At 41.2% G+C, this 20,086-nt stretch carries 12 protein-coding genes; 5 read left to right on the plus strand and 7 right to left on the minus strand.

All coding sequences use genetic code 11. The features are described 5' to 3' along the window. Nucleotides 1-17: 17 nt before the first annotated feature. From DMB45_RS08530 to DMB45_RS08545, 4 genes are all read right to left on the minus strand, one after another. A complete protein-coding gene (locus tag DMB45_RS08530) occupies nt 18-2,135 on the minus strand; it encodes an HRDC domain-containing protein (protein WP_041502607.1) in 2,118 nt (705 codons plus the stop codon). A gap of 127 nt (nt 2,136-2,262) precedes the next feature. Next, nucleotides 2,263-4,278, minus strand: coding sequence for a protein-disulfide reductase DsbD family protein (locus DMB45_RS08535; RefSeq protein WP_110688676.1), 2,016 nt, complete (start codon nt 4,276-4,278; stop codon nt 2,263-2,265). 153 nt (nt 4,279-4,431) lie between these two features. After that, on the minus strand, nt 4,432-5,979 hold the full coding sequence (locus tag DMB45_RS08540; RefSeq protein WP_110688664.1) for an Rne/Rng family ribonuclease: 1,548 nt from the start codon (nt 5,977-5,979) through the stop codon (nt 4,432-4,434). Between the two features lie 188 nt (nt 5,980-6,167). Next, the gene (locus DMB45_RS08545) at nt 6,168-6,470 is read right to left on the minus strand and encodes an HU family DNA-binding protein (protein ID WP_449415972.1); all 303 of its coding nucleotides are present in this window, start codon (nt 6,468-6,470) and stop codon (nt 6,168-6,170) included. Nucleotides 6,471-6,751: 281 nt separating this feature from the next. On the opposite strand from DMB45_RS08545, the gene DMB45_RS08550 reads away from it, so the two are divergent. Both DMB45_RS08550 and gldE read left to right on the plus strand, forming a co-directional pair. After that, nucleotides 6,752-7,171 (plus strand): single-stranded DNA-binding protein, encoded by a 420-nt coding sequence (locus DMB45_RS08550; RefSeq protein WP_200889844.1) that lies wholly within the window; start codon nt 6,752-6,754, stop codon nt 7,169-7,171. A gap of 129 nt (nt 7,172-7,300) precedes the next feature. Then, complete coding sequence (gene gldE, locus DMB45_RS08555) at nt 7,301-8,617, plus strand: gliding motility-associated protein GldE (RefSeq protein ID WP_041502602.1); 1,317 nt, start codon at nt 7,301-7,303, stop codon at nt 8,615-8,617. Between the two features lie 33 nt (nt 8,618-8,650). Here gldE and DMB45_RS08560 read toward each other — a convergent pair whose 3' ends face one another. Continuing rightward, complete coding sequence (locus DMB45_RS08560; RefSeq protein ID WP_041502601.1) at nt 8,651-10,231, minus strand: alkaline phosphatase family protein; 1,581 nt, start codon at nt 10,229-10,231, stop codon at nt 8,651-8,653. A gap of 129 nt (nt 10,232-10,360) precedes the next feature. On the opposite strand from DMB45_RS08560, the gene DMB45_RS08565 reads away from it, so the two are divergent. Together DMB45_RS08565 and DMB45_RS08570 are read left to right on the plus strand one after the other, a co-directional pair. After that, entirely contained in the window at nt 10,361-10,984 is a 624-nt protein-coding gene (locus DMB45_RS08565; RefSeq protein ID WP_041502600.1) for a hypothetical protein, read from the plus strand. Between the two features lie 11 nt (nt 10,985-10,995). Further along, complete coding sequence (locus DMB45_RS08570; protein WP_041502599.1) at nt 10,996-11,481, plus strand: Lrp/AsnC family transcriptional regulator; 486 nt, start codon at nt 10,996-10,998, stop codon at nt 11,479-11,481. Nucleotides 11,482-11,525: 44 nt separating this feature from the next. Here DMB45_RS08570 and DMB45_RS08575 read toward each other — a convergent pair whose 3' ends face one another. Continuing rightward, the gene (locus DMB45_RS08575) at nt 11,526-12,437 is read right to left on the minus strand and encodes a diacylglycerol/lipid kinase family protein (RefSeq protein ID WP_041502598.1); all 912 of its coding nucleotides are present in this window, start codon (nt 12,435-12,437) and stop codon (nt 11,526-11,528) included. 66 nt (nt 12,438-12,503) lie between these two features. After that, a complete protein-coding gene (locus DMB45_RS08580; RefSeq protein WP_059025582.1) occupies nt 12,504-13,823 on the minus strand; it encodes a UDP-glucose dehydrogenase family protein in 1,320 nt (439 codons plus the stop codon). Between the two features lie 311 nt (nt 13,824-14,134). Between DMB45_RS08580 and DMB45_RS08585 the strand changes: the two genes are divergently transcribed. Then, entirely contained in the window at nt 14,135-19,573 is a 5,439-nt protein-coding gene (locus DMB45_RS08585; RefSeq protein WP_237143290.1) for an alpha-2-macroglobulin family protein, read from the plus strand. Nucleotides 19,574-20,086 lie beyond the last annotated feature (513 nt).

A 20,086-nucleotide genomic window follows, 5' to 3' on the forward strand; every position in this document is an offset into this window, starting at 1 on the left:
TAAGTAAAATCTTAACGCTATTTTTTATCTCCTTGAAAACGATATCGATCGACTAAGTCCAATAAAACGGCCCCATAACGTTCGATGACCTTTTTCCCTATGCCCGGAATGGACAAAAGCTCTTTCGAATTGGTAGGAAGTACATTAGCGATTCCCAATAATGCTTTTTGATGAAGCACCGTATAAACCGGCAGCTTCAACCGGTCGGCCTCCCGCTTTCTCCAAATCCGAATCTCCTCGTATAACGTCGGATGCAAAATATCCCGAGTAACTTCCTGCTTCTCATCCGCCTTCTTCGATTTCTGTTTTCGCTGAGGGACCTCGATACGAGCCTTGGCTTTAGCGATCAAATAACACTTTATATCAAACCCGTCAGAGATCGATCTTAATGTATCTGTCTTTATATTCAATTCCTCCTGCAGGTTTTTCAAAGCTTTATCTATCGATTTCCGTACCTCTTTATTATCGATTTCCGGTAGAGGCAGGAGCAATAGGGTTCCCAAAATTTTCTCCGTACTCTCTTCAAAATATATTTTTCCTTTTACGATCCGTTCCTCGAGTATTTTGCGAGACGTCTCCCCTTCCAATAACCGTTTCAATTGACCTTTAAACCGCTCGGCTACCTGGTAGAGTTCAACCGCAAATCGTTCATTGGCGTCCCGGTATTTGGCAACAAAATCCGGATAGAAACGACCTAAATTATCATCTAAAAGAAAAAAAAGATAACGTAAACGACGCTGCAATGTACCGTAATCAAACTGTTCCAACAGCAACTCTTTATAATACTCCCGACGAGCCTCTTTCAACAATTGTGATCCGGGTTGATGCTCTTTCAACTCCGTCATAAAGCGATCGATCGTCGTATCATTTACTAAAGAACGAACATTTACCGGCGTTCTCAGAATCAGCCCCTCGAAGGTTTTACAACGGCTTAAAGCCACGTAAACCTGTCCGTGGGCGAAAGCCGCACCGGAATCAATGATCACTTTATCAAATGTTAGTCCCTGACTTTTATGAATGGTAATAGCCCAAGCCGCTTTTAAGGGAAACTGCGAAAAACTGCCTTCAACAATTTCCGTGATCTCCTTTGTATCGGGATCCACGCTATATTTCGTGTTACACCATTCTACCCTCTCTACATCGATAAATGCCCCGTCCTCTTTTCCCTTCACCCGGATCAAATTACGATTGATCTCCGTTACAATTGCAATCTTTCCGTTATAATAACGTTTTTCCGGGGAAGCATCGTTTCTCACAAACATCACCTGAGCCCCCTTTTTTAAAGCAAGATTCTCATCCGTCGGGTAAGCGTAAACCGGAAATTCCCCTTTAATCTCGGCTTTGAATGAATAGGCTTCCGTTTCCAAAGCGTACAGCTTACTCTCGTTAATCTGTTTTGCCTGAAAATTATGAGTGGTCAAAACGATATACTCCTCGCTTCCCGAATCAAACCCCGCAACATAACGTTCATTTAATTTATTCAATACATTTGCCGTTATCTTATTTTCCCGTATTTGATTCAGCAATTCCAAAAAAAAGGATTCCTGCTGACGATACACCCGTTTCAATTCGATAGGCACAAACCGGGTATCAGCCAAAGCCTTGCTCGAAAAAAAGAATATCGACGGGTAATGTTCTTTCAGTAAAGCCCATTCGTCTTCTTTCACGACAGGAGCCAACTGTTGCAAGTCTCCAATCATCAATAACTGTACACCCCCGAAAGGCCGGGACCGGTCCCGGTAACGACGCAACACATCATCTACGGCATCCAATAGATCTGCCCTTACCATACTGATCTCATCAATGACCAACAGATCTATGCTCTTGATAACGTTAATCTTTTCCCGACTAAATTTATTGATTTTTGATTTTTTACCTTCTCCGCCTACCGCTTCCGAAAGCCCAGGTATATAAGGTCCAAAAGGCAACTGGAAAAATGAGTGAATCGTTACCCCTCCCGCATTAATTGCCGCCACACCCGTCGGAGCGACCACGATCATCCTTTTTGGGGTCCGCTCTTTCAACCGACGCAAAAAAGTCGTCTTGCCGGTACCGGCTTTTCCGGTAAGGAATACGTTCAAGCCCGTGTTTTCCAAAAAGTCATACGCCAATTCCAGTTCGGGATTTGTTTCCATCGATCCTACGGTGATATATTACGGGAGCAAAGATAGCGAATATTCAATAACCACGGATTTTACTCTCTCTACTTCTGACACGAGAATCGATTCCCCCTCCAAAGAGCATCTTTGGAGGGGGAATCGTCTAATTTTCCGTTTGCCGGGCTTTATACTCTTCCAATCCTTTTCTCAGGAAAGCGACAAAGGCATCCCGATCCAAATTATGTCCCCGCGGTGGAGCAAGGATATGAGGTTTCAAATCCGTATCGTTTCCTCCCCGGCTGTCCAATAATATATAGTTCGGCTGAGCATTGGAATCGAATTTCTTTATCTGGAAATCCGCATTCTTTTTTCCCAACGTCTTTTTCTTTTTTCCGTCGTACTCGGAAATATACCATTCCTCTTCGGGTAACTTCGCCTTATCATCCACATACAAGGCAACCACCACGTAATCGTTCTTCAACATCTCTAAAACCCTCGGATCCGACCATACACTTTGTTCCATCTCCCGACAATTCACGCAACCGTGTCCCGTAAAATCAATAAACAAAGGCTTATTCTGACTTAGAGCGGCTTTTAATGCCTGATCATAATCAAAATACCCTTCCAGTCCATGAGGTAAATGCAAAAAGTCCGAATATTTTACACTTTCTGTTGAAACATCAGCAGGATTCCCGACCTTGATTCCACTCTTCATTATCTCTTTCGCATTCTCCCTGACAATCCGGTTGATATCGAAATCGATACTCTCCTGAGGAGGGAAATAACCGGCTAAAGCCTTTAAAGGAGCCCCGAACATACCCGGGATCAGATAGACGACAAAAGAAAACGTCAAGATAATAAAAGCGAGACGAGGCACTCCGATATAAGGTAAATCGCTATCGTGAGCGAATTTTATTTTACCCATAAGATAGAGTCCCTGCAAGGTAAATATGGTTATCCAGATCGCGATATAAACTTCCCGATCCAATAATCCCCAATGATAAACCTGATCCGCTACCATCAAAAATTTGAATCCCAAAGCAACCTCTATAAATCCTAACACCACTTTTACCGAATTCAGCCAACCGCCGGATTTGGGTAAATTACTCAATTTCGACGGGAAAAAAGCGAAGAAACCGAAAGGTAAGGCAACCGCTATCGAGAAACCCAACATACCGATAATCGGGCGGAGGATTGAGCCTCTCGCGGCTTCCACTAAAACGGTACCGACAATGGGAGCCGTACAGGAGAAGGATACCAATACCAGGGTGAAGGCCATAAAGAAAGCGCCGATATATCCGCCCTTATCCGCCTGTTTATCGGATTTATTTACCAACCAGGAGGGCAATACGATCTCGAAAGCCCCAAAGAAAGAAGCGGCGAAAACCATAAAAATGATAAAGAAAAAGATATTGGGAATCCAATTCGTACTCAACCAATTGATAAAGTCAGGTCCCAAAAAGATTGAAATAATCAACCCTAATGCCGTATAAATCGCAACAATCGACAGGGCAAAAAACAACGCTTTTGCCTTCGCTTTCGCCTTATTAGCATCCCCATGCATAAAAAAAGAGACGGTCATCGGAATCATCGGAAAGACACAAGGCATGACCACAGCGGCTAAACCACCGACGAAAGCCAGCCAAAAAAACAACCACAAAGAATCATCCTTCGTCGGATCAGTCGTTAATGGAGCACCGGCAGTATTTGTAGCCTTCTTTTCCTCCAACTGAATAGAAAATTCCTTCTCCCCCGGTACGCAAGCCCCATCCTGGCAAGTCTGATACTCGATCGTTCCCCTTACCTCCTTTATGGCAGGGTCTGTTATTTTAATTTTTTGAACCAATCGATAATTATCCGTGAAATACCATTCGTCTACCTTAAAAATATCGCTATATTTCTTTTTCGGTTCTCCTTCAACCGCATCCCCTGCCAATTCAATGCCCTTTCCAACCCCATCGACAGTCAGAGATACCGGCATGGGGCCTCCAGCCGGAGTATACATGGAATAGATAGACCAACCCGGTTGTAAAGTGGCCTCTAAAATTAAATCGTACTCATTTTCTCCGGTTTTCTCTTTAGAGAAAGACCAGGAAGTAGGGTCTTCGGTCATTTGGGCAAAAGCCGCTATATTTCCTACACATAGAGCAAAAAATAGTGCCAATAGTCCTTTTTTCATAAACATCCATTTATATAAAACATCCATTTTCATATGTCTCGATCACAAATAAAATAAGTGAACTTTGCAAACTTAGCAAAAATTCACTTATCATACACCATACAAGTCAAATATTGACAATTATTTATATTTTATAATCCAAATTTGAACAAATCACGACTCTTCGATTTCCCGGTTAAAACGGTTATAAAATTTATATTCATAAATATAAAACGAAGGCACGCCTATCACTTGGATAGATACAAAATATTTGAATCGCCACCTTCTCAAAATAGACCAAAAACCTTTCTTCAAATAAGCTTCCACGAAAGGATGCGCTTTGATCTTCAATATCTTGTATTTTTTCTCAACAATCAAATATTCCAGCTGATCTTCTATTTTATCGATCAACAATACCGCGGCTTCAGCCTTTCCCGTACCGTGACACACGGGGCAAGTCTCCGTCGTTGTCACCGTCATTTCGGGACGTACACGCTGACGCGTGATCTGCATTAAACCGAATTTACTTAAAGGCAGAATCGTATGTTTGGCACGGTCTATCTCCATGGCCGATTTCATCTTATCGTACAATTTCTGTCGATTTTCAGCCAATTGCATATCAATAAAATCAATGACAATGATCCCTCCCATATCCCTCAATTGCAATTGACGAGCCACCTCGTCAGCCGCGGCTAAATTCACTTCCAAGGCATTCGTCTCCTGATCATCGCCAAGTTTAGTGCGGTTACCACTATTCACATCAATCACGTGGAAAGCTTCCGTATGCTCAATAATCAAATAGGCTCCATTTTTAAAAGAGACGGTACGTCCCAAAGAAGACTTTATCTGTTTATCAACGCCAAAATGATCCAAAATAGGTACATCCGTCGAAACATACTTCACGATATCCTCTTTTTCCGGGGCTATTGTACTGATATAACCTTTTATCTCTTTACTCAACGTAATATCATTAATATAAATATTTTCAAAAGAAGAGTTCAAAATATCGCGAAGCATGGCACTCGTCCGGTCGATCTCCCCCAAAATCAACTTGGGAGGTTCTATGTCCCGTATATGTTTGAAAGCAGTCTCAAACCGCTCCACGAGTTCGCATAATTCACTGTCGAACAACTCCGCATTCTTTCCTTCTGCTACCGTTCGAACAATCACCCCGTAATTCTTAGGGCGTATACTCTCTATCAGTCGTTTTAAACGTTTCCGTTCTTCGACAGATTTTATTTTTTGCGAAACAGACACCTTCTCGGAAAAAGGCATCAAAACCAAATGACGTCCGGCAATACTCAACTCGGAAGTTAAACGCGGACCTTTAGTCGAAATAGGTTCCTTGGCGACTTGAACAGCAACATACTGTCCCACGCTAAGCACATCCGATATCTTACCGTTCTTGTTGATTTCCGGCTCCAGCTTCAATTTGGAAACCGGCATCCCCCTTCTGGCAATACATTGTTTAATATAATTATCCAGTGAATGGAATTGGGGACTTAAATCAAGGTAATGAAGAAAAGCGTCTTTTTCATACCCGACATTAACAAAAACAGCATTAAGCCCCGGCATAATCTTTTTTACCTTCCCGTAATAGATGTCTCCTACGGCAAACTTCATGCTAGTCTTCTCTGTCGTCAACTCTACCAATCGCTTATCTTTTAATAGAGCGATCACTATTTCTTCTGCTCTTACATCTATGACTAACTCCGTACTCACTACCTAAAACAATTAATCGTATTATACTAAATAAACCTAAAGGCTATAGCCTTTAGGTTTATATCTCTTAACTCACAAACGACTACTTCTTCTTATGTCTATTCTTTCTCAGTCTTTTTTTACGTTTGTGAGTAGCCATCTTATGTCTTTTCCTCTTTTTTCCGCTTGGCATAACTTACACTCCTTTCTTATTTAACTTTTTCCTTTACTTGAACAACGAAACTCTTTGAAGGTTTAAATGAAGGAATGAAGTGTTCAGGAATTTTAATCGTTACGTTTTTTGAAATGTTACGAGCTGTTTTTTCTGCTCTTTTTTTCACAACAAAACTTCCAAAACCTCTCAAATACACGTTCTTGCCTTCAACAACAGAACCTTTAATCGCTTCCATAAATGCTTCTACCGTCGCTTGAACAGCTACTTTTTCGATTCCGGTCGTTCTCGAAATTTCATTCACAATATCCGCCTTTGTCATTTTCTTTAAATATTTAATATTCAATAATATATTTCTTTAAACTCTGTTTTCAGTCTGCAAATATATATCTTTTCCACAAACAATGAAACAAACTTAGACTTTTTTGTCAATATTTTTTCACTCCACAGATTGAAATAGTGAATTTTGCAACCCGCCTGTCTCCCGCTCCACGTAACGCGATCTTATCCATCGAGCCGTTTTTCATTTTCAACGATAAAATATTATCTTCGTTTCTCAAAGTCAAAAACTTTTTTTAATCAACTATTTTTTGTAATTTGTGTCAAATTTAATCTTAAATAATTATGGTAAATAAAGTTATTCTTATAGGAAACGTCGGTGCCGACCCGGAGGTCAGGTACTTGGAAGGAGGGGTTGCGGTCACTCGATTTAGCTTGGCTACAACGGAAACATACAATAATAAAAACGGAGAACGTGTCAGCCAAACGGAATGGCATAATATTGTACTTTGGAGAAATTTAGCGCAAATTGCCGAAAAGTACGTGAAAAAAGGGATGACCCTTTATATTGAAGGACGCCTTAGAACACGTACCTGGGACGACCAAAACGGGAATAAACGTTACACGACGGAAATCTACGGAGATACCATGCAAATGCTATCCCGCAAACAGGACAACTATGAAAAAACGCCGGAACCTCCTATGCCAGAGTCTCCAAGCAGTTTAAGCAATTCGGACGATAGCGACGATCTTCCCTTCTAATTTATCCAGGTTTACGCTTACCTTGGGACAAATTCGTCCGCACAACCGAATTTTTAACGGGATAAGCGCTAAACCTCCGGTTTTTTTTATAATTTTGGACGATTTTATGTTTAACCAATTAAAGTAACCTTGGATACAGATTATTTTCCCCCGGCGGAGCAGATTTTTACCGGTTCATTTGGAACGCTTGATCTTATTTTCATTATTATTTTACTATTCCTGCTGATATGTTCAGCTCTTATTTCTGGCTCGGAAGTTGCTTTTTTCTCACTATCGCCCGCTCAACTAAAACATTTGGAAGAAAAAGGATACGATAAGGCATGCCATCTTCAAAAAAAGCCCAATCTTTTGTTAGCCACCATCCTTATCTCCAACAATTTTGTCAATGTCGGAATCGTCATACTCTCGACTTATCTGGTTAATTCTTTATTCAATTTATCCGCAAATCCCGTGCTGGGCTTCATTATCCAAGTGATTGCAGTTACGTTTATCATCCTTTTGGTTGGAGAAATCATACCCAAATTATACGCGAATCGTTCACAAGAAAAGGTGGTTATTCTAATGACCGGCCCGCTCCTGTTTTTGTCTCATTTATTTCGACCGCTCTCGTATTTATTAATCAAGTCAACTTCAATCATCAGTAACCGCATCGAAAAAAAAGATGCCATATCCATCGATCAACTCTCGAAAGCGTTGGAATTAACGAAAGACTCGGAAATTAATGAAGAGAAAGACATTCTGGAAGGTATAGTCCGTTTCGGAAACATAGCCGTAATCGATATTATCCGAGCCAGAATCAACGTAGTCGCCATAGATATAGAATTTTCTTACCAACAGGTAAAAGAGATCATTACGGAACACGGTTACTCGCGAATGCCTGTCTATGAAGAAAACCTGGATAATATCAACGGGATACTTTACGTCAAAGACCTGTTGCAACACCTGGATGAAAAAAACGATTTCAAATGGCAAAGTTTGCTTCGCCCCGCCTATTTCGTTCCGGAAACCAAAAAAATCAACGATTTACTGGAAGAGTTTCAAAGTAAAAAAGTCCATTTGGCCATCGTGGTCGACGAGTACGGGGGAACTTCCGGAATCGTGACGATGGAAGATATCATAGAAGAGATCGTGGGAGACATTAACGACGAATACGACGAACAGGAGATTTTTTACACGCGGAGTAAAAACGGCGCTTACGTATTCGAAGCTTCTACCTTACTCAACGATTTCTTTAAAATAACCGATATTGAAGAAGAGAGTTTTGAAGATATAGAAGGAGACGCGGATACGTTAGCCGGACTTATTCTGGAGATTAAAGGCGAATTACCTCAAAAAGGAGATGTCATCACCTATAAAAATCATCAGTTTACGATAGAAGAAGTGGATAACCGGAGAATCAAGAAGATACAATACCAAAAAATACAATCGTCCCCCAAAGAGAAATAACTCCCCCTCCGAGAGACCTAAAAACGGAACCGTTTATTCTATCTTATTCCCCCGTACGGTATAAGGAACAGGTATTCCCATTATATCACATAAAGTAGGCAATAAATCCACCATATCGAAATTTCCTTTCAAACCGGTTTTTACCCCGGCTCCATACAAATACAGAGGGACAAACGGACGCTTACTATGCCGGAAATAAATATCTTCCATCTCTTTCAATTCTGAAATCCAGGTCGGATACAGGCAGAACAACACGTCTCCGCTTCGCTTATGAGAGAAAGCGTTTTGTATCAATTGATCCACGCCCGAAGTAAAAGCCGTATGTGTTAGTGAATAAGCAGTAATAACCTTTGCAATTCCCTCAAAATCGATCAAGAAATCCGCTATACGGTCTTCCATCTCTTTTAAATTCAATTTTTTCCTTTCGATTAAATCCCGATTCAAATATATCTGTCCCTGATCATAATCGGCGATCCAATCTCCCGGTCCGTAGATCAACCCCAAATAAGATTTTAATAAAGCTACGGCCTTATATATACTAAAATAACTCGAATTCAGTTTCACCTTTCTCAAGTCTTCGGGCATCAATTCCCGCATTTCGGAGAAAGTAACGAATAAGGTATAATTTCCTTTCCCCACATTAAGATCAAGAAAAGTCAACAAATCCTCCATATTCCTATCCAAACGCAAGAAAGCATCTTTCTCTTCTTCCGAATCTACGGTAAAATCCCTGTGCATGTAATCCAAACATGAAAAATTGACGGCCAGCAAATCCGGATCGTTATCTTTTCCCAATCTCTCTTCGGCAATCAATCGTTTCGCCAAAGCGCAGACTAAAGTATTAGCATGCGGGGTCGCCTTCAAAACTCGATAGGTCTTGTATTCCCTTTTTGCCCGAACAAGGTCGTAATAAAACAAATTTGCCAATCCGAATTTACTTTTGATTTTGGCAGCACTTCTTCTTTCATCCGACAATGGCATCCACCCTCTGTTTACCAAAGAATCACTCTCAATACGATCGTTGTAACGAATCAACCACTCCGGTAACCGCTCTTTATAAAAAGTCGATGAAACCCATTTTCCAGTCTTTTCACTAAACCAAAAAGCCTGATCGGCACTACTCCCTCCGCTCAATACCGCCTCATCCCCGTTCATGGCCACACTATAAACCTTCGAGAAACCATTATTCATCTTTAAAGCACTCCCTAAGTTAAGGGTTTGGATAAAGTCAGGACTTAAACTTTTTATACTATCCCCTTGTTGAGATCCGACCTCATAATAATCCCCCGTCATTACGGCACTTTGTCTTCCCCTACGGAGTCGGTCATACCAAATTTTGGATACGATCCCATGTTCTGCCGGAAGCATTCCGGTATATAGGGTGACGTGGTCTACTCCCGTTTGAGTATAAACGTAATTATAATTCATATTCAATTCAACCCCCTGCTGCATGAGTCTTTTAAAGCCTCCTGCAGAAAGATCCTGCCTATACCACTCAAGCCACTCCGGATAAAAATGGCTTATCACGACACCAACAACCAGCTTTGTTTTATTCTCCGCGGCAAAAGAAACAAAACTACTGAACATCAACACGAATAAAATAATCTTCTTCATAGGATATACTTACAAACTCTTACTAATTCTACAAAAGTAGTCAGAATATGATAATTTACAACCTATAATTATTTCAATTCTTAATTGTTTCGTATATTTACAGCATAAAACATAAAACAGATTTCATTTATGACTGAAAAGAAATGTTTGCTTACAGAGAAATTAAGAACTTACGTCTTTCGGTACGGCACTGATTTATCTGATGAGAATTTGCGAAAAGTAAATATTACGCGGGAAGAAATAGACGAAAACTTCTCTGATATGGAGGATATCGTAAATTCTATATTTGAGCGGGAAAGAATTTGTTTTGAAGAGATTTTCGACAAATACAATTTCGAAGGATGGAATGCCATCGACATCTTATTGCTGGTCGGTAATGAAATCAACGATCGCTTCTTCAACGTATCGCCTTCTGTCACTTTCAAATTGGCAAAAGCCTACCCGGAGATATACGAAAAACACCGGCTCAGACGTTCCGATTTTATCTTTGAAAAAATAAAAATCAATATTGAAAAAGGAATGCAACAAGGTATGTACAAAAATGATGTTTCCAGTGAAATGGTCGCACGCATGTATATCGCCAAGTTAAACGACATACATAATCCGGAAATCTATCCGCCGGAAGGATACGACTTTGCAACTATTTTCAATAACATGATCGACAGCGTAATAAAGACCATTACCAATGAAGAAGGATGGCAATATTACAAACAACGGAAGCAACTATATAATGTATTGAATTTCAACAGATAATACACAATAAAATGAATGCAAAATATCAAATTGACGAAATCGACCGGAAAATATTATCGCATCTCGTGAAAAATGCAAGAGTCCCTTTTCTGGAAATAGCGCGGGAGTGCGGAATATCAGGAGCTGCCATTCACCAAAGAGTGAAAAAAATGGAAGATTCCGGTATTATTGAAGGATCCAGATTTATCGTAAAACCGGATGCCCTCGGATTCGGCGTATGCGCCTTCATCGGAGTAATCTTAGACCACGCTCATACTTATAAAACAGTAGTCAAAGAGATTGAAAATATTCCCGAAGTCATCGAATGTCATTTCATCACCGGAGGTTTTACCTTCTTAATAAAACTGAGATGCAATGACCACCAACATCTTATGGATATATTAATCAACACCTTACAAAATATTCCGGGAATAGCAAAAACGGAAACTTTTATCTCTTTGGACCAACTCATCGAGAAACAGATTAACCTGAACGTGGACCCCGCACCGACAAAATAATTTGATTAGATGCTGTCTACCGGATTATTCCGGGACAGTATGAATTAAACATTCCTTTTAATCTTCTTCTTTCTGGATAGTTTAGGAACAACTACGTTCAGTACCCCCGGATGGATCCTCACCTTTACCGGTACATTTAAAACATAGGGATCCCCATCGATATGGGCTTTAGATATATCTCCCTCGATCTCCGCCTCTGCACATTGTATTTCACTAAAATAAGACAGTTTGGATATCCGAGAATTCATAAAACAATATATAAAACGGGGTATCTGGTAATATTTAGGCCGTTTTAAAATACATATGTCAAACAACCCGTCCCGTAAAGAAGCTTTGGGAGCAATCCGCGCATTATTTCCATATTGCGAACTGTTCGCAATACTTAAAATAAAACAATCCTCCTCCCATACCTTATCCCCGATTTTAAAACGATAACGTTTACTCGGGTAACGAAACCACATGCGGACGATCGAATAAATATAGGAAAATATTCCCCGCATCTTCATTTTATTAAAAAAATGAGCCACCTCTGCATCAAACCCTAACCCACTTACGTTCAAAGAATAATAACCATTGATTTCAACCACATCAATTCGGGTGATCTCGCTTTGAAGCAATTGCTTTAAAGCCTTCGACATCATCAAGGAGAATCCGAGATGACGAGCAAAACCATTCCCACTCCCCAAAGAAATAACCCCAAAAGCAATATCCGTACCACATAAAGCCGTTCCTACCTCATTTACCGTACCATCACCTCCGACAGCCACAATATGCGTATAATTTTCATGTTTTGCATTCTCGACCAACTCTTTGGCGTGTCCGGCATATTCTGTAAAACGTATCATATAGTCGACCTGACGATAAGCCGCAATACGCTTCAGTCGATAAGGGACTTCCCAACCCAAGCCAAAACCCGATATAGGATTTATAATAAATAAAATCCGCAATTTATCCATAAATCATAACTTTGAAGCAAAGATGCCTCATTCATACTCCCGAACAAATCATCCTGTGACGACGAATTACTTTTGCCGTCCTACCCCATAATAAATATAACCGAACTCTTTCATCTGTTCCGGACTATATATATTACGACCATCAAATATAATCTTATGCTTTAAAGCCTTTTCAATAAAAGTAAACTTAGGAATCTTAAACTCAGGCCACTCCGTGACAACAATTAAAGCATCCGCATCCGATAACGCATCGTACATATTACTTGCATACTCGATCTTCGCCCCTATGCGTCTCTCACACTCTTCCATTGCCACCGGATCATAAGCTCGTATTACAGCTCCGGCTTCCACCAGACGTTCGATCAGAACCAGCGAAGGAGCCTCCCGCATATCATCAGTAGCAGGCTTAAAAGACAATCCCCACACGGCAAAACGTTTACCTTTCAAATCCGGACCGAAATGAGCTATTACTTTTTTAAACAACACCTCTTTTTGCCTCTCGTTCACTCTCTCCACAGCCTTCAATAATTCTAAACTATGTCCGTTTTCATCTCCCGTCTTAATCAACGCCTTCACATCTTTAGGGAAACAAGAACCTCCATAACCGCAACCCGCATTCAAAAACTTTTTACCGATACGGCTGTCACTACCTATCCCTTTCTTTACAGCCTCGACATCCGCCCCCACGATCTCACACAAATTCGCAATATCATTCATAAATGAAATTCGGGTCGCCAACATGGAGTTGGCAGCATATTTAGTCATCTCCGCCGAAGGAATATCCATAAAATAGATCGGCGTATTATTTAAGATAAACACGTGGTACAAACGCTCCATCACCCGTTTGGCCCTTTCGCTCTCAACGCCGATCACCACCCGGTCAGGAGAAATGAAATCATTAACAGCATCACCCTCTTTCAAAAACTCGGGATTGGAAGCCACATCGAAAGGTACGGATACCTTTCGTTTTTGCAAAGCCTCTTTTATCGTGGCCTTTACCTTCATGTTCGTCCCCACAGGAACCGTCGATTTCGTAACAACCACAATATAATCATCGATAATTTCACCTATCTCCCGCGCTACTCCCAATACATATTTCAAATCAGCACTTCCATCCTCGTCCGGCGGAGTACCGACAGCGATAAATACAGCGTCGGCATCTTTCAATGCCTCTCTCAATGAGGTCGTAAAAAAAAGACGTCCGTCACTCTGGTTACGAACCACCAACTCTGCCAATCCTGGCTCAAAAATAGGAATACCTCCATTGTTCAACAACTCTATCTTAGCCCGGTCTACATCGACACACGTCACCGTAATTCCGGTTTCCGCTAAACATGTACCGGATACTAATCCTACATAACCGGTTCCAACGACAGCTATTCTCATCTTTATCCTTTTTACGTGAATGATTCTCATTTCATGACCGACAACTCTACCTTACACCCGCCACCGATCATTTTTCAATTTTGCAAAAATACAAATTTAATATAAACAATCGGGTCCTAACCTCATTAATTTTAACGAACCCCTAAAAGAGAACCTGTCCAAAGGAGTAACGAACAATTTCATACAATCCGGATCTTATACTACCTGAATAATCCTCGTTTTTTCGAATAAAATTTAAATACAAACCCAAACGAATTGGTTTTATTTACATAAATTTGCCTAATCTAATATTAATCACAAAAACAAAGGCCATGAATAGGTGTTTTCTCTTTATCTCATTCTTGATCATGCTCTTTGCATTTTCTTCATGTAAAGAAAGACAGAGTCAAAACAAATTAGAATACAGCAAATACGTCAGCGAATTCACACAGGGAATGATACGGTCAACGGATCCTATTTGTATTCTTTTTAACGCGAACTTGGATTCTCTTCCTGTTTCGGCTGATGATGTTTTTAAAATATCTCCCCGAGTAAAAGGAACATTTCAATTCCATCAAAATACTTTGAAATTTATTCCAAGCGAAAGATTTAAAAACGAGCAAATTTACCAAATCTCTGTACAATTAGACCAATTGTTCGATGTCCCCGCTGCATTGAAGAAATTTAATTTCACAGTTAAGATACTTCCCCAGGCATACTCTTTTCAGGAAGGGAATTTAGGCATCTATCCGGAGAATAACGATCAATTCTTCTACAAAGGAGCTATCGCAAATGCGGATCTAACGACCCCCGAACAAATCGAGCGGTTGATTACGGCGAAATTAGACGATCGGATTCTCTCTCTTGTATGGGATCATTCTCCTTATATACATAACTTTACAATTCCCGATCTGAAACGGGAAAAACACTCCCAGACCTTAAAACTCACCTTCGACAAGAAGATAAAAAACGGAAACGATTTACTCGTTGAAATCCCCGGTGAAAACAACTTCTCCGTCCTGGATATCAAAGTTACCGACGACTATTCCCAAAGTATAGACGTTATTTTCTCTGATAATGTAAGTCCGACCCAAGATTTACAAGGATTAATCACTATTGACGGCATAAACCGGCTGAACTATAACGTGCAAGGCAATATCGTTCGCCTGTATACCAACGAAACGAGCAAAATGAGGGGTATCGTACAAGTAAACGTTTACCGGGGTATCATGAATGCCACTGGGGACAAATTAACCAAAGAAGTAGCTCAATCCGTAAGCTTCCCTTCAGCGAAGCCAGAAATACGGTTTATTGGAGAAGGTACGATAACTCCGGCAGATGGGAATATCTTAATCCCTTTTTCCGCGGTTGGCCTGAAGGCGATTCAATTACGTGTTGTTAAAGTTCTACCGCAAAATATGAATTTTTATTTACAACAAAATTCTTACGAATACGCCGGCGACTACGAATTACGAAGAGTAGGCCGTCCTATTCTAAATAAAAAAATTGTATTGGCAAAAGAAGGACAAACGATTCATTCTGATAAATGGCAAGACTACACGATCAACCTCGCGGACCACATTCAACTGGAAAAAGGTGTCGTTTATAAAGTCGAACTTCGGTTCAAACGATCTTATACCACTCTCGCCTGTAACGAAAAACAAAATCCAGATCGGGATGATTCGGACGATCAGTTCTGGCAAGGTTACGATAACTACGACGAGTATTATTACGGGTATCCCGAAGATTACTCTTGGGAAGAGAGGGATAATCCCTGTTCAAACTCTTATTATTACGTATCCAGTCGTTTCCCTCAAAAAAATATAGTGGTAACCTCCTTAGGTATCACGGCTAAGGCAGGCACTGACGGAAAATACATAGTGGCTGTAAATGATTTGTCTGACGCCACTCCGGTAAGCCATTGCGAATTATTCTTCTACAATTATCAAAACCAAAAAATAGATTCGACCCGGACCGATGATCGAGGCATCGCAATAGCCCGGATACGGGGAAAAGCATTTACCGTCGTCGCTCGGAAAGGTAATGATCAGGCCTATTTAAAAGTCAATGATGCCGGTTCTTTATCTTACAGCAATTTCGACGTAACGGGAACCGTCGTTCAAAAAGGGCTCAAAGGATTCTTGTACGGGGAGAGGGGAGTATGGCGTCCCGGCAATGAAATCCATTTATCTTTTATCCTGGAAGACAAAGAAAACGTAATTCCGGCAGGCCATCCCATCATTGCCGAATTATACGATCCCAACGGACATGTCGTACAAACCCGGAAAGAGGGACGAAACGACAACGGCATGTATTGTTTTACCTTCAAAACGGATGATAACGCGGTAACGGGATACTGGCGAACGATCGTCAAAATCGGTGGGACCTCTTTTTCCAAAACCATACGGATTGAAAGTATAAAGCCTAACCGCTTAAATATAAATGCTATTTTGCCGGGAAATATACTGGGGAAAGGAATCCATGAAAATAAGATTCCGGTTACGACCCGCTGGTTACACGGGGCTAAAACCAGTTTATTGAAAACCATTACCGAATTAAAATTAACTCAGGGGAAAACCGTATTCGAGAAATACAAAAATTACAATTTCGACGACCGTTCCAGATTCTATAAAACAACTACGACAACCCTGTTCGACGGAACAACCGATCCAGACGGCAATTTTACTTTGTCCACGCAAAATATCACGACAGAAAATACCCCGGGAATGTTGAATGCCTTCCTGACCATTCGGGTTTTTGAAAATAGCGGAGATTTCAGTATCGTCACCTCCTCTTTTAAATATTCCCCCTACACACAATACGTCGGAATAGCCTTACCGGAAACAGATGATAATTGGTATCCGGCTGGTAAACCGATACCCGTAAAAGGCGTTGTCGTAAACACCCTGGGGCAACCCGTTGCATCCAATGAAATAGAGATTGAAGTTTATGCTTTGGATTGGCGCTGGTGGTGGGACTCCAGCGACGATAATCTTGGTTCATACGTTAACCGGTCTTACCGAAAACCCATATTACATAAAATGGTAAAAAGTACGGACGGAAAATTTAACGTCGATATTACCTGTAACGAGTGGGGACGCTATTACCTCATTGCTAAAGATAAAGTTTCCGGTCATTCTTGCGGTTCGACCTTTTATATCAGTTCTTGGCGCAACGACTTGAACATGCCCGGAATGGCCAATCTCTTGACTTTGACCAGCGATAAAAAAGCATACCGTGTCGGCGAAAAAATAAAAATCAAATTTCCCTCCTCATCGGGTAGCATCGCCCTTATCAGCATCGAAAATGGCAAAACGGTGAAAGATATTTTCCGTATTCCGACAACAAACGACTTTACGATATTCGAGATAGAGGCAAAACAGGATATGTGTCCCAACATATACGTGAACGTATCCTTAATACAACCGCACAAAGGCCGGGACAACGATAAACCGATAAGACTATACGGAGTGATGAATATCGACGTGGAAGATCCGAGCCTCCATTTACATCCTCAGATCAACATGGCCAAGGAGTTGCGTCCATCCGAAGATTTTACGATTACGGTAAGCGAAGCCGACGGCCACCCGATGGCCTATACCTTAGCCGTAGTGGACGAAGGTCTTCTCTCGCTGACCTCTTTCAAAACTCCGGACCCCTTCCCCGCATTTTACGCACGGGAAGCTTTAGGCGTGAAAACGTGGGATTTTTACGACGACGTATGCGGAGCTTTCGGCGGAAGATTGGAAAAAGCCTTTGCCATCGGCGGAGACGAAGCACTAAAACCGGAAGAGAACCACAAGAGCAATCGGTTCACTCCGGTAGTACTATTCCAGGGACCGTTTACCTTAAAAAAGGGTGAAAAAAAGAGTCATACCCTACGTATGCCGGAATATATCGGAGAAGTACGTACCATGGTTATAGCCGAACATAAGGGGCAATACGGTTCGGCCTCCAAAAATACAAGTGTCAATCAGCCCCTGATGCTTAACGTTACGATGCCGCGTATCTTCACCCCGGGCGATGTAATCGAAATTCCGGTTACCCTCTTCGCCATGAAAGACCGGATTAAGGAGGTAAACGTAAGTATCCGAACAGACGATAAGATAGAAAATCTCGCCTCCGCTCAACAAAAGGTACATTTCGACAAAACAGGAGAACAAATTATATTCTTTAAAGTTAAGATCAAAGAGACGACCGGGAAATCGACACTCTCCTTCTCGGCACAAAGTGGTCAGGAAAAAGCATACTTCAGTTGCGATATCGATATCCGCATACCCAACCCCCGAATTACACGGGTGGACGCGAAAGAGCTAAAAGCCGGAGAGACATTAACGTTCGATAACCCAATCGAGGGAATCAATCCGACCTCCATGTTGGAAATTACTTCTATCCCTCCTCTAAACTTAGAAAAACGATTAAATGATCTCATTCAGTATCCGCACGGATGCGGAGAACAAATTACCTCTGCGGTATTTCCACAGCTTATGCTCCACACTTTGATGGACCTCACGGAAGCCCAACGGGTAACCGCAGAACTCAACGTGAAAGAGGTAATCTCCCGGTTACGCAATTACCAACGGAACAACGGAGGTTTTAGCTACTGGGCCGGTAGCGAATTTATCTCGGATTGGGTAAGCAGTTATATTACCGACTTCCTCATCCAAGCCGAAAAACAAGGATACCAGGTTCCTGCATCCATGAAGAATAATGCCGTCAATTATTTGAATCAACAGGCAAACACCTGGAAACCTTCCGATTATTATGCCGAACTGGAGCAAGCTTACCGTCTATACGTTTTAGCTTCTGCCGACAAGCCAAATCTGGCAGCCATGAACCGGATGAAAGATATAATCTATAAAAATCCCGTTGCACGTTGGCAACTGGCCGGAGCCTACGCAATAGGTAAATACGATAAAGTCGCCCGGTCGTTGATTGCCAATCTGCCAACGGAAGCGGAATCTTACAGGCAATTAGGCAGATGCTACGGTTCCGGATTGCGTGACAATGCCATTCTTCTCCGGAGTATGGTGGATATGGACATGCAAGAAGAAGCCTATACCCTATTGCGAAAAATAGCCTTGCGCTTTGCTTCTAACGACTGGATGAGTACCCAGGAAAATGCCTTTGGACTATGTGCCGCGGCTCAATACGTTAAACGGTATTTCAAAGAAGGAAACGGTATAAAGGTTGAGATCGGAAAAGAAAAAATCCAAACCGAAAAAACAGTTATTCTTAAACCCTTAACCGTTAAACGACAACGCTCTAACGTGACCGTTAAAAACAATACCGACGGAACATTACACGTTAGGACCATCAATAGTTCCGTCCCGTTAGGAGTCATAACACAGAATGAAATGTCCGGATTGAAAATGCAAATTACTTATTATAGTAACAATAAACGGATCGATCGGCCTACATACCGACAAGGTGAAGATATAACAGCGGAAATATCCGTACAGAATACCGGTAAGATCGGTCAATACGATGAGCTGGCTTTAACGTGCATGTTTCCTTCCGGATTCGAATTTATCAATGAACGTCTGATTTCCGGGATAAATCCTTTTAAAGGAACTGAGAACGTAGATATCCGAGACGACCGGATCTACCTGTATTTTTCATTAAAGCAAGGAGAAACCAAAAAATTCACTCTCCGTTTCAACGCCTCGTACCCCGGAACATACCTACTGCCGGCAATTACTTGTTCTGCCATGTATGACGATTCAATTACGGCAACTCTTGCCGGAAATCGAATCATAATAGAGAAATAATAAACAACGGAAGATGTTATCCCGTAATGAGATTGGAATAACGTCTTCCGTTTTTAACAATATTTTAAGAAGAAAAATTAATCTTTTATTTAGAAACATTCTACATTTGCATCGGTACAAAACTAATGCAAAAAAAGAGAACGCATATCACCCTAAGGATATTCCTGTTAGCTCTATTTCTGAGTTACTATGGAAATATCACTTTTTTCCCTCACTACCATATAGTGGACGGGATAAGGATTGTTCACTCGCATTTTCATAAAACAACAACTAATCATCAGCCCCAACACTCTCATTCCGGCAACGAGATAAAATTAATCGCACATCTCAATTATTTCTTCACCCTTTTGTTATTAGCACCTTCCGTATCTACCGCCCCATTGACACGGAAACTCGTTTTATATATTACACGGAAAGCGGAAGTACCCGCTTCGCGTTTCTTCTTTCATAAAAAATTAAGGGCCCCCCCGGTCTGTATCTGACATTTTTGTCAATCTATTCTAAGTTATTTTT

This window comes from Sanguibacteroides justesenii (genome assembly GCF_003204205.1).
In the GTDB taxonomy this organism is placed as follows: domain Bacteria; phylum Bacteroidota; class Bacteroidia; order Bacteroidales; family Marinifilaceae; genus Gabonibacter; species Gabonibacter massiliensis.

Excerpts from the sequence above, each read along its gene's own strand:
- DMB45_RS08530 (WP_041502607.1), bottom strand. The coding sequence starts at position 2,135 with ATGGAAACAAATCCCGAACTGGAATTGGCGTATGACTTTTTGGAAAAC.
- DMB45_RS08535 (WP_110688676.1), bottom strand. The coding sequence starts at position 4,278 with ATGAAAAAAGGACTATTGGCACTATTTTTTGCTCTATGTGTAGGAAAT.
- DMB45_RS08560 (WP_041502601.1), bottom strand. The coding sequence starts at position 10,231 with ATGAAGAAGATTATTTTATTCGTGTTGATGTTCAGTAGTTTTGTTTCT.
- DMB45_RS08565 (WP_041502600.1), top strand. The coding sequence starts at position 10,361 with ATGACTGAAAAGAAATGTTTGCTTACAGAGAAATTAAGAACTTACGTC.
- DMB45_RS08570 (WP_041502599.1), top strand. The coding sequence starts at position 10,996 with ATGAATGCAAAATATCAAATTGACGAAATCGACCGGAAAATATTATCG.
- DMB45_RS08575 (WP_041502598.1), bottom strand. The coding sequence starts at position 12,437 with ATGGATAAATTGCGGATTTTATTTATTATAAATCCTATATCGGGTTTT.
- DMB45_RS08580 (WP_059025582.1), bottom strand. The coding sequence starts at position 13,823 with ATGAGAATAGCTGTCGTTGGAACCGGTTATGTAGGATTAGTATCCGGT.
- DMB45_RS08585 (WP_237143290.1), top strand. The coding sequence starts at position 14,135 with ATGAATAGGTGTTTTCTCTTTATCTCATTCTTGATCATGCTCTTTGCA.